The following is an 11,947-nucleotide window of genomic DNA, read 5'->3' on the forward strand; positions in this document are numbered from 1 at the left end:
TCCGTGTCGTTGGTTGTAAATGAAAGTTCTCCGTTAAAAGTATTTGCGGTATTTGTATCAAGTTGAACATCAAAAGTTCCTTGAGAACCCGCAGCAATAACGGTTGGGAAAGTTCCCGCTAAAGTTAACCCGGTGGGAAGCGTTAACTCCGAAAGAGTTAAGTCAGCAGTTCCGTTATTTTCGATAGTGAAGGTTTTGCTAACTACGCTTCCAACCGTCGAAGTTCCGAAGTCAAAAGAACTGTTATCTATTATATTAGTCGCATTTTGAATAACTTCTATTTCGGGAGTGGGAAACAGATATTCATAAGACCCAATATCAACGGTTGCTACACCGTTATTATCTCCATCTAACGGACGAGTTTGACCGAGTTGGTCTGTGGTTGGTGCATTTGTATTTGTTCCCCCGTCAATTGCTGAACTTCCAGCGAGTAAAGGATGAACCCATATTCCATTAATTTCTTGTAATGCACCTAATTGAGGGTCAGAAACTATAATATTTGGTGTGACAAATTCTGATTTTGGATGAGTTGTTAACCCTGGAAATTGTAAGTTATTTCCACCATCAATGAGTTGACGACTGCTATGATGAGTAAAGTCATTACCGTTAGCAAAATTATCCACAAAAATCGTATTACTAACGGTAATTGGAATAAGATTATCCGGGTCCCAACTAAAAATTCCGCCGCCTATTCCTTGTGATGTATTATTAACAATAGTGGTGTTAGTAATATTAGTAGGAGACTGAATAGTCATTGCACCTCCATAAGCCTCTCCCGTCGGATGTTCGGCTTTGTTTCCTGAAAATGTGCTATTAATAATGTTAGATTGAGTTGATCTAACATCAATCCAAACACCACCTCCACTAATGGCTAAATTGTTATCAAAGGTGGTATTTTTAATTGTGGCTAAAGCAACATTTCCTGTTCTGAGTCCACCACCATTACCTATTCCTCGACTATCGGCGATCACAGTATTTTGAGAGAAACGACTATTTTCAATCAAAATTTCGTCATTATCATAACCAAATAAAAATGCACCGCCACCACTTCCTGCGCCAATATTTCCCTGAAAATAACTATTTTGAATTAAAGCCGTACCCCCTGTTTGAGTTCCGTCTGGATAGGTAACTTTTAAACCATCAGTATAAATTGCTCCTCCATAACCCATTGTGTTGGGGCCAATCGGCCCTCCTGCTGTAGTATCATTATTAATAAATTGAGAATTTTTGACGGTTAACCAACTGGCTAAACTGTTAATTCCACCGCCATTAATGCCTTTATTGTTCTCAAAAATACTGTCTTCTACAATTAGTTCTACATCTCGAACATGAATAGCTCCTGCTCCCTGTTCACTTAAACTGAGAGTTCCGTCATTATTAATAAAGCGACTATTTATAACAACAGCTTTGCTAAAGTGATAAACGGTTAACGCACCGCCTTCTCCGGCTGTATTATTTTCAAATTCAACATTTTCAATGGTAATATTTGTCCGTTTTTCTGCAAAAATACCACCGCCTCTATCTCCTAAAAGTTCGTTCGGGTCATTTGCATAACCATCAGCGATTTTGATATTTTTCAGGGTAAATGTGGTGTCAGGCTGTTGATGAAAAACTCGGGAGGTATTATTTCCACTTAGAGTTAAACCTGTAGCATTTCCACCATCAATGATAAGATTTTTATTGATTTCTAATTCACCACTGGTTAAGGTAATTTTTTGGTTAGCTAAACTAGAGTCAAACTGAATAAAATCTCCAGGTTGAGCGAGAGAAATTGCTTCCCTTAATGAACCTACTCCACTATTATTCGTATTGCTAACAGTTAAAACTGCGGCTAATAAAATTCCCTCGTAAGCAATTAAATTCTGAGGATTAATTGGTAAATTTGCGTGAATTTCTCCGGTTTTATAGTCTAAATTCCAGCTTCCGCCCTGTAGATTATTTCCAACAATATCTGTTGATGCGGCAATATTAACGCCAGTCAGTTGGCTGATTTTTTGAACAAATACTGAACCTATACCTGCTGCAACTTGACATCCGTAAAGTAGAATATTGGCGGTTTTAGACAGATAAATTTGCCAATCTTTTAACTGATTTTGATACCGAGTAATAGTTTCAAGTTTGAGTTCGGTGTTACCGAGTAATAAGCAACCGGGATAACCGTGAGATAGAATATGTATAGCATCAATTTCTGTCTGATACTGAATTTGATGGGTTTTTAGTGTTTCAGTAATTTGCAGAATACCGTCTTCCTGAGAGTCGAGAATAATAACAGTTGCATTTTTATTGACTCCAGCTACTAAGTCGTGATAAGAATCTAAGCTAGCATCGATAAAAACCAGTGTTGCAGACTGAAAATTGTCACAGTTATCGGCAACTTTATCAACACAAAATGAAGGGAACATTGTTGATACTCCAAGAGGGTTTGTATTGGTAGATACGTCCCTGGAGTGATCAATTCAGGCTAAAAATTTAGCCATTGTTTATATTTATCGTCTTACAAAAAAATACAAATAAGCCTATTCCACTCTAGATAAAGAGCAGTAAATAGTAAGGTTAGATAAACCTCATTTCTAAACGTAAGTTTGTAGAGATAGACAGAATATCTACTTTGGTTTGCAATTTAATTTAGAGCAAATGATCATCATTCAAAAGTCTCCAAGAGTAAAATTGAAGGTAGATACACCCTTGGAAACCCTGAAAATTAAGTTCTAAAGTTTGATCACCCTGAGCAGTAATTAAGAAATAAGTAGGTTGACACTTTCAGCCAGCCACGATTAGAAAGTGTCAAGCCTACACGACTCAATGATCTACCGATTGAGTGCATCGTCAACACCTAAATTCAGTTTAGGTTGTCTTTTTGAGTCCTATCTCTATTAATAACCGATACCGGGGATAAATGTCCTCAGAAGATTTACGGATTTTGTATGTTTATTTAAAACGAATGTTTCCGCAAAAATCCGCATATCTCCCCGTAATTCACCTTTAAAACAATAAAAATTAGTCTATAGCCTTTGCCTTTCTGAGCAGTTTGGCGATCGCTTTATCACCTTGAAATTCTGCCAACATCAAAGCCGTACATCCACCTTGATTTTTCAGATTGACCTCAGCACCCGCCTCAATTAAAGCCTGTACAGCCTCTAAATGCCCTCGGTGAGCCGCCCACATCAACGCCGTTGCTCCCACCTCATCTTGCTGGTTAACCTGCGCTCCTGAAGCCACAAACTCCTGCAAAACTTGAGTATATCCGCGTTCTGCTGCTTTCATCAACGCTGTTTTTCCCCCCTCAGCCGGAACATTCACATCCGCACCCGCCTTTAATAACACCTTCACTGTATCGAGATCATTGTGCAGCGTCGCCAGGGTCAGAGCAGTTTCCCCTAAAATTTTAGTCGTCAGGAGAGGGGAGAGATTTTCAGGGGAAAGCCGCTGTAAAAGAGAACCACAAATGGAGCGATAACCCTGTAATAACGCCACCATCACAGGCGTATCCCCGAGTTTATTGGCAACCGTCATATCCGCTCCTCGACTCACGAGAAGCTCAACCATCGGGGCATATTCTTCGACTACTGCTAAATGTAAAGCCGTTTCTCCATCTTGATCGCAAGCTGCAACATCAGCACCCGCATCTAAAAGTTGAGAAGCGATCGCCACATTTCCCGAAGCAGCGGCAGCCATCAGCGCTGTAAATCCCTCGTCTGTACTGGTGTTGACCTCTGCACCCAACTGAATTAAAGTTTTGACAATTTCGAGATGATTCAAGTCTACGGCTTGCATCAGGGGAGTTTCACCGCGATCGTTCGGGAGGTTCAGATCAATCCCGACACTGGCGATTATTTGAATGAGTTGCAGATTTTGTTGCTGTATCGCTTCGGTTAACACAGCAGAAATAAATTCTGGACTCCCGAGTCTGCTTTCGAGTAAAGCTTTAATTCCCTGCCAATGTTGGCCTGATAACGCCAGAGAAAAAGCTGTTTGGTGTTGATGATCCCGCAGATGAACATCAGCACCGGCATTTAAGAGCAACTGGATCACGTTTACATTTCCCTTTAAGCAAGCCACCATCAACGCTGTACTTCCCGTCGGGTTCGTCCCATTGACATTCGCCCCACGAGCTAACAATAACTCCATAGTGTCGAGTTTGCCATGAGCAACAGCCAACATCAAAGCCGTTAAGCCATAGCGTTTGCTGGTGTAGTTAACAGATGCTCCTTTGTCTAATAAAATCTGTACGATATTGGTATAACCCTGACGAGCCGCAAGCATCAAAACCGTAACACCATCTTGATCTTTAGCATTGGCGTTGACCCCTTTGGCGAGTAAGGCGCGAGTATGAATCAGGTTTCCCGTCTTAACGGCTCGAATTAATGTACTGTCTTGTGTTGTAGAACCCATGAATGTCTCTCATCCCACTCGTCGTTAAAGACCGACTGCACAAATACTCCCCTAAAAGGAGAGTTACGCAATTTAATATACACCTTGCATATTCCCAGGAACCCTCAAAAACCGTCAATCCCCTTAACACTGGTGACTGGTCACGGCAAAGACTGTTATGCTAACTTTTATGAAGTTTCTTAACCCAACCAGATAACACTATGGAGTTACCCATTCCCGAGTCTGTCAAACCTTGGCTTAACTTTTTTCATCCCGTTTTAATGTTTATTTTGCTCGCCCTGACCGTTTATGCGCTGTATCTGGGGATTCAAATTCGCCGCACCCGCAGTGCCGAAGGTGAGGTCAAAAAAGAATTAATCAAAGGTAAATTTAATCTCAAACACCATCAGGCTGGCTCTCTGTTGCTAGCATTCATGGTGTCCGGTACGATTGGAGGAATGGCAGTTACCTATATCAACAATCAGAAATTATTCGTCGGCCCTCATCTACTCGCAGGGCTAGGAATGACAGGTATGATTGCCATTTCAGCCTCTCTCACGCCCTGGATGCAAAAAGGATTTGATTGGGCTAGATATACTCATATTGCTCTCAATGTCACCTTACTTGCTTTATTTAGCTGGCAGGCTCTAACTGGAATTGAAATTCTGCAACGGATTATCAGCAAAATGTAGACTTTGATTTTTGACTGAAACTGCGGCGAATCTTCAGTAAGAGGCAAAGAGGGAAAGGAACACCGAAGAACAATCTACGTTTCAAGAGCCTTTTACCTTTTGCCTTCTTCTGTGTGATTGTCACTTGCTCTCAACCTACGCCTTTTTTACGCTTTCCTTGAGTTAGAAAGGGAATATTCTCAGTTGTATGAAAATCCATCTGGGTTTTGTAACTTAAGCGTCGGGAAACCTGCTTAACAACTTGAGCAAGAACTCCATCGCCTGTTTTTTGAATAATCGACTCAGACATTGCTCGAACAAATTTGGGAAACTTCACCCCAACATACAAATCTAGCGTCCATTGCGCCCCAGTAATTGCGGATGGACGTTGATTCGGCTTAATTTTCTGTTCTCGACAAAATTCATCAATCGGCAATTCCACTAATTTCATTGTGGCTTGAAAATCAATTTCATATCCTGGAGGAGTATAGCCCGGAACGGGAACACTGCGAATCCGATAGATTCCCTGTTCATCAGGAGGAAGTAACTCTAAACCAATCCGAGCCTCAACCTGATAGCCAAAGGAGCCAAAACGACCAATGAGTAAATCATAAGCATTCTCTCCGATGGGCTGAGTTTGCATGGGTTCCGCACAGCGACAAAACCAACCCCGATGATTGCTGAGATATTCCGCAACCGTGTCTGGGTCGGCATACATTTCCATACAATCTTCAAAGCGGGTGTAAAACCATGTCGGTTCAACTTGCTCTAATCCTACTCTGTCAGAGTGTTCAGCTTGAGGAAAACTCAAAAATTCCTCAGAGATCGCGTGAGATTGTAGGTTAATCGAATTTTGGTGCATTGTGGGTTCTCCTGCCATTTAATCTGCCTAACTCTAGGATGCCTCTTGTTAACGTCTGATCGCTACTATGAATATACTGAACTTTTGAAATTGACCCTGATACAGTTTAACTTCTATACTCAGCATATTCATCTACCGAACAGGATAACGAATGATGAAAGCATTTGTAGCGGGTGCAACAGGTCAAACAGGTCGCCGAATTGTCAGACAACTGGTGGAACAAAATGTTCCCGTGCGAGCCTTAGTTCGTGACCTAGAAACGGCTCAAAAAATTCTTCCGAGTGAGGCTGAATTGGTTACAGGAGACGTTCTTCAGCCTCAAAGTTTAAAAGCGGCGATCGCAGACAGTACGGTGTTATTGTGTGCCACAGGAGCTAGCCCGAGCTTTGATCCGACCGGGCCGTATAAAATAGATTATGAAGGTACGAGAAATCTCGTAGACGTGGCCAAACAACAGGGCATAGAACATTTTGTTTTGGTTTCTTCGTTGTGTGTCTCGCAGTTGTTTCACCCGCTTAATCTATTCTGGTTGATTCTGGTTTGGAAAAAGCAAGCTGAAGACTACATCCGTCAAAGTGGTTTAACCTACACCATTGTTCGTCCGGGGGGTCTTAAGAACGAAGACAACGAAGATGCGATTGTGATGAAGTCCGCCGATACCCTGTTTGACGGGAGTATTCCCCGGACTAAGGTGGCTGAGGTTTGTGTTGAAGCGTTGTCTATCCCGACGGCTCGTAATAAAATTGTTGAGATTATTGCCAAGCCGGAAGGAACTCAACCTTCTTTTGAGCAGTTGTTCGCTAGTGTCGTTTAAAACTTCATGAGTCGAACAAGAAGAACAAAAAACCGAGTTCAACCGCAGAATCTTCCGTCGGGAACTCCTATGAACCCTCAAAATTTTTCGTCTGCTTCCCAAAAGAGGACAGCCCTAGCTTTGAGAGAACGTCGTCAAAGACGGACGGTCGGCCGAGGTCGTGTTTTCCAACGCTTGATTTTGATGAGTCTGGTCTTGGCGGGAATTGTCGTTTATTGGCCGGAAGCTCAGTTAGACGAATATGTAGGGGATCAGCTTGATATTGTTCTCGAAGAAATCAATCGAGATATTGATCGCAGGTGGCCGCCTTTGGTCATGGAAGGCGGTGATCCCTTTGTGCGTGCCTTGATGCGAACGATCTCCGCCAGTGAGTCCAATTCCTCTAAGCCCTATCATGTCCTCTACGGTGGGCGTCATATTTCTGATCTGAGTCATCATCCTGACCGTTGTGTAACCATTGTTGCCGGCCCGAACAAAGGACGCTGTACAACGGCCGCAGGTCGCTATCAACTCCTGACTAACACTTGGGAACGAATCGCCGGTCACTATCATCCTGAACCGAATCAGTCTTGGTTTCGTCAATCTTACAATTTTGACGCTCAATATCAAGATATTGTGATTTACCGTTGGTTAACCGATGTTGAATTTTGGGAGATGGATATTGCTCAAGATTTGCGAGAGGGTCAACTCAGTGAGGTCTTACGTTCTCTCTCCGATACTTGGACCAGTTTGGGTTATGGGATTGAAGATAATGTGATGACTCCCTATTTACCTAAAATTTATGAGGAAATTTTGCAGCGAGAATTGGATGCTGTTAATGCTCCGCCGGAGTCAAATCCCTATTCTTCTTCGTCTTCAAAATTAGATTGATTTGCAGTCAGTTCCCGTCAATCTCTCTCAATAACCGGAGGTTAATTGATAAACTGATTATCAATAAATTGACCTCCTCGAATGGATTGACGCAACCACTGAAGCTGAATTTCGGCTTGCTCTAATTCACTGAGTTTCCAATCTAGATTGGATGCTCTCAATTTTGTCGTGATTTCATACAAACACAGGGCTACACTCACGGAAATATTAAAACTTTCACTAAATCCAACCATCGGAATTCTGACTAAATAATCGGCTTGGGACACAGCATCATCGGATAAACCATTTAACTCGGTTCCAAACATTAACCCTAACTTTTCTTCGACTGATATCTGTTCGATAGTTATTTCTTCTTCGTGAGGTGTTGTCGCAACAATTTTATAGCCCTGACTTTTCAGTTTTTCTAAACAGATTTTGGTATTGTTAATCTTGGGTTCATTGTAGCGAGATATCGTTAACCATCGATGTGAACCTAAACTCACCTCGCGGTTGAGATCAAAATCATTCCGGTTTTCAATAATATGAACATCCTGAACTCCAAAACTATCACAGTTTCTCAAACACGCACTGGCATTGTGAGGCTGATAAATATCTTCTAAAATCACAGTCAATTGTCGGGTTCGCTGCTGTACAACAGTCTCAATTTTTTGGTGACGTGTCTCGGTGACAAACTGACTTAAATGGGTAATTAAATCTTGTTTTTCTTGAATTGACATCTGAGCAAAAAGAATAGTATTTGTCTTAATTATAAAAGCTGAGATTAGACTTTTCTAGTCTGATTTTGAAGCTAAATAATCCGCCCAACGAGTCGTTTCGGGTAAACGATATTTTGATGTACATTGTAAGACCAAATTAATCGCCGTTTCTAAGCTAATTCGATGACCAGGAGAGACATACAATGGCTTCACATGGGTTCGCGATCGCACTACAGCCCCGATCACTTCTCCGCCATCAATTAAAGGCTTCCAACTGCCCTTTTCTGCGGCTAATTCTTGATGGGTGCCGATAAATCTTGATTTGGCTGCGCCAATTGTGGGAAGATCAATTAATACTCCTAAATGACAAGCTAAACCAAAACGTTGAGGATGAGCAATTCCTTGACCATCACAGATGATTATATCAGGAATTATCGTGAGTTTTTCTAATGCCTCTAAAATCACTGGAACTTCCCGAAAGGATAAAAAACCGGGAATATAAGGAAAGGTCGTCTGACGTTGAGAAATCGCTTGTTCTTGCAGTTGTAAATCGGGAAAACTCAACACCGCTACAGCCGCCTGAGAAATGGTATAATTGTCTAAAAATCCGACATCAACTCCGGCGACATATTGAATCGATTCGAGTTGATCGGTTGTCACAACCAGAGATTTTAATTGTTCTTGAATAGGGATTGCTTCTTCTGCGGTTTCTGGCCAAGTTTGAGGATGTTGAATCTTCATTTTTTCATTCTCAAGTGTTTTTCAACTCATATTGTACTTTTTTTGATTACCTTGAGTAAAACGAAGGGTCTGATAGATTCTTCACTCCATTCAAAATGACAAATATTTTGGCAAACTGTCACCCTGGTTTATAATATTTTAAAGCATTGTGTTGAGAGTTAATGATGAATTTATTTTATCAAAACAAACTGAGGCTGTTAACCGGGGGAATATTGGCGTTGTGTATTCCTTTATTTAGGTTAGATGTCGCTTTTGCTAATCTGATAACAGAAACCGTTCAACGCTTAGAAACTCGTGGATTAACGATAGAAGAAATTCACGGAGAATCTGTTACCCTGAACGGAAAATCTGCCCAAGTTGGAGAGATTTTAAAAGTGGGTGATCAAATTAATACAGGTCAAAATACTGTTGTTAATTTACGAGTCGATAGTTATATAGGGTTGGTTGAAGTTGCCGAAAATACAACCGTTGAAGTTAAAACGCTTGCGGGAGAAGTGGGAATTAATCCCAATCAAATCACAGTTTTATCGGTAACAGCAGGACAAGTCAGATTATCTGTTTCTCGGTTTGTCAGTTCGCCTTTTTGGAGTGAAACAATTCCTGAAAATCAACGTCAAACTTCAGTGACTAATTCTCCCTTTAGAATCGAAACACCAACGACAATTATCGGAGTTCGAGGAACAACTTTTGGTGTCAATGTTTCCCCCGATGGAAAAACAGCAATTCACACCATTGAAGGAACAGTTGGAGTTGTCAACGCTGGGGAAGAAGTCAGACTAGAAAAGGGTCAGGTTGCTATCGTTAACTCCGCCGAAAAACCGACACCAATTGACAATATTCCCCCGATATCTCAACTGCGGGTGAGAAGTTTAACAAGATTGGGTTTAGAAACGGTACAATTACGAGGAACAGTCGATCCGATGGATTTAGTGTATATTAATAACCAACCAATTCAGACGGATGCTGAGGGCAATTTTGACTTTATCGGACGTTTACCCGTGAGTCAGCGTTTACAAGTGACAGTGCGAGGGCCATCGGTACGAGAACGATTTTATGTCATTGCCGTTCCTTAGTGCTAAATTATTATTTATGTGTTTTGTAAGGGAAGATAGAAACGATGGCAATTTTACAATTAGAAGACGGAACAACTTACACTGAACTTGAGGAAATTTCTCGCCGATTAGAACCGTTGAATGTGCGGTTAAATTATTGGAAAGTTGGAGAAGATCCAGAGTTGAAAGCTTTGTTAAATCAATCCGCTTTAGATAACGAAGAAAAAGAACAAGTGCTTCTGGAATTAGATCATTATTTTGAACATTTAAAACAAACGGATGGTTATCAATCTCGAGATTTAATTGCGTTACATCCTGATATTCCCAATCTTGATTCATTAATGGCAAAATTTGAAAGTTGTCACACTCACGCCGATGATGAAGTTCGTTATATTATTGAAGGGGAAGGGGTTTTTGGGTTTGTTTGTCCCGATGGTTCACAAATGGAGTTAACCATTCAACCTGAAGAATATATTAATGTTCCAGCCGGAAGCGAACATTGGTTTCATTTAACCGATAAAAAACGCATTAAAGCCGTGCGTTACTTTATCACTACAGAGGGTTGGGTTCCTGAATATACGGAAACAAAAATTCGCATAGATTCTCAAAAAAACTCGTTATTAATCGGTTAAAATAATATCCTCCTTTCTCTCCAAGATTGGAGGAGTATTTGTTGATTTTATGTTAAGATAAAGAATGACAATAGAAGTAGATTATCGCTTTCCTGCGGGTGTTGATGCTGAACGTCAAGCAAAAGTGATTGCTATCGGACAAACGGCCGGAACTTGGGATGCAAGGTTTAGTCACCGAGAGGAAATTATGCGATCGCATTTGGGGGAAGTGATCGCGATTAAAACCGAGGAAAATGGGGACAGTATTGCCACAGTTTCCTTTCCGGAAATTAACGTTGAAAATGATATTGCTAGCCTGCTGACGATGATTTTTGGGAAGTATTCAATGGCGGGTGTGGGTAAGGTTGTCGGCTTGCGTTTGGATGAAAATTATGGCAAGTTTCCTCAATTTGGAATCAAGGGAATTAGAAAACTATTGAATGTCTTTGATCGCCCCTTAATTATGGCAATTTATAAGCCAGCTTTGGGGTTATCAGCAACTGATCATGCTAATATTTTAGAACAGGTGGCTTTTGCCGGGTTGGATATCATTAAAGATGATGAAATTATGGCAGATTTGGATGTCGCCCCGACGTTGAAACGGTTAGAAGCTTGTTATCCGGTTTTAGAACGAGTCAAACAAGAAACCGGGCGAACCGTTTTGTATGCAGTGAATGTTACAGGTTCAGCCGAACAGTTAATCAAAAAAGCTAAAACTTTAGTTCAAAATGGGGCAAATGCTCTATTATTAAATGTGCTAACTTATGGGTTTTCAGTGTTGGAAGCTTTAGCCGCAGATCCAGATATTAATGTGCCGATTTTTGCTCATCCAGCTTTGGCGGGGGCGATGTGTGCTTCAGCAGATACGGGGTTAGCTTATTCGGTGGTTTTAGGAACATTAATGGCGCATGGTGGGGCGGATGCGGTGCTTTATCCGGCGCATTATGGAAGTTTACCATTTGATGCGGTAGAAGAAGGTAGAATTAGAGATATTTTGCGATCGCGAAATGTTTTTCCGGTGCCTTCTGCGGGAATTCATCCGGGTATTGTTCCCCAAGCATTAAGAGATTATGGGAATGATGTAATTTTAAATGCAGGAACCGGAATTATGGATCATCCAGAGAATCCTGCGGCGGGTGTAAAAGCGTTTTTTGAAGCGTTAGAACGGTGTGAAAATCAAGATTCTTTTGAATTAGAAAAAGTCCCAACCGGGGCGTTGCGTCAAGCGCTGGAAAAATGGGGAAATAAATAAGGGAAAAA

Annotated in this window: 11 protein-coding genes; 6 read left to right on the top strand and 5 right to left on the bottom strand. The window is 41.3% G+C overall.

Annotated elements, in window-relative coordinates; translation table 11 throughout:
* Together M595_RS16460 and M595_RS16465 are read right to left on the bottom strand one after the other, a co-directional pair.
* A partial coding sequence (locus M595_RS16460; protein WP_023067520.1) for a DUF4347 domain-containing protein occupies positions 1-2,402 on the bottom strand: 2,402 nt, incomplete at its 3' end.
* Between the two features lie 595 nt (positions 2,403-2,997).
* On the bottom strand, positions 2,998-4,392 hold the full coding sequence (locus M595_RS16465) for an ankyrin repeat domain-containing protein (protein ID WP_023067504.1): 1,395 nt from the start codon (positions 4,390-4,392) through the stop codon (positions 2,998-3,000).
* A 200-nt stretch (positions 4,393-4,592) separates the two neighbouring features.
* Between M595_RS16465 and M595_RS16470 the strand changes: the two genes are divergently transcribed.
* Positions 4,593-5,063, top strand: coding sequence for a DUF4079 domain-containing protein (locus M595_RS16470; protein ID WP_023067489.1), 471 nt, complete (start codon positions 4,593-4,595; stop codon positions 5,061-5,063).
* Positions 5,064-5,193: 130 nt separating this feature from the next.
* On the opposite strand, the gene M595_RS16475 is transcribed toward M595_RS16470, so the two are convergent.
* The gene (locus tag M595_RS16475; protein ID WP_238987087.1) at positions 5,194-5,922 is read right to left on the bottom strand and encodes a DUF1997 domain-containing protein; all 729 of its coding nucleotides are present in this window, start codon (positions 5,920-5,922) and stop codon (positions 5,194-5,196) included.
* Positions 5,923-6,058: 136 nt separating this feature from the next.
* Between M595_RS16475 and M595_RS16480 the strand changes: the two genes are divergently transcribed.
* Together M595_RS16480 and M595_RS16485 are read left to right on the top strand one after the other, a co-directional pair.
* On the top strand, positions 6,059-6,718 hold the full coding sequence (locus tag M595_RS16480) for an SDR family oxidoreductase (protein WP_023067479.1): 660 nt from the start codon (positions 6,059-6,061) through the stop codon (positions 6,716-6,718).
* 69 nt (positions 6,719-6,787) lie between these two features.
* Complete coding sequence (locus tag M595_RS16485) at positions 6,788-7,588, top strand: glycoside hydrolase family 24 protein (protein ID WP_238987088.1); 801 nt, start codon at positions 6,788-6,790, stop codon at positions 7,586-7,588.
* 41 nt (positions 7,589-7,629) lie between these two features.
* Here M595_RS16485 and M595_RS16490 read toward each other — a convergent pair whose 3' ends face one another.
* The gene (locus M595_RS16490) at positions 7,630-8,304 is read right to left on the bottom strand and encodes a TrmH family RNA methyltransferase (protein WP_023067485.1); all 675 of its coding nucleotides are present in this window, start codon (positions 8,302-8,304) and stop codon (positions 7,630-7,632) included.
* 54 nt (positions 8,305-8,358) lie between these two features.
* Positions 8,359-9,024 (bottom strand): deoxyribonuclease V, encoded by a 666-nt coding sequence (gene nfi / locus M595_RS16495; protein WP_023067523.1) that lies wholly within the window; start codon positions 9,022-9,024, stop codon positions 8,359-8,361.
* Positions 9,025-9,185: 161 nt separating this feature from the next.
* Between nfi and M595_RS16500 the strand changes: the two genes are divergently transcribed.
* The 3 genes from M595_RS16500 (at position 9,186) to M595_RS16510 (ending at position 11,939) form a co-directional block, all read left to right on the top strand.
* Complete coding sequence (locus tag M595_RS16500; RefSeq protein WP_152983588.1) at positions 9,186-10,097, top strand: FecR family protein; 912 nt, start codon at positions 9,186-9,188, stop codon at positions 10,095-10,097.
* A 44-nt stretch (positions 10,098-10,141) separates the two neighbouring features.
* Positions 10,142-10,708, top strand: a complete 567-nt coding sequence (locus tag M595_RS16505) for a 1,2-dihydroxy-3-keto-5-methylthiopentene dioxygenase (RefSeq protein ID WP_023067488.1) — start codon at positions 10,142-10,144, stop codon at positions 10,706-10,708.
* Between the two features lie 64 nt (positions 10,709-10,772).
* Positions 10,773-11,939 (top strand): RuBisCO large subunit C-terminal-like domain-containing protein, encoded by a 1,167-nt coding sequence (locus M595_RS16510; protein ID WP_023067494.1) that lies wholly within the window; start codon positions 10,773-10,775, stop codon positions 11,937-11,939.
* The last annotated feature ends 8 nt before the right edge of the window (positions 11,940-11,947 follow it).

The organism is Lyngbya aestuarii BL J (assembly GCF_000478195.2).
Taxonomy (GTDB): Bacteria; Cyanobacteriota; Cyanobacteriia; order Cyanobacteriales; family Microcoleaceae; genus Capilliphycus; species Capilliphycus aestuarii.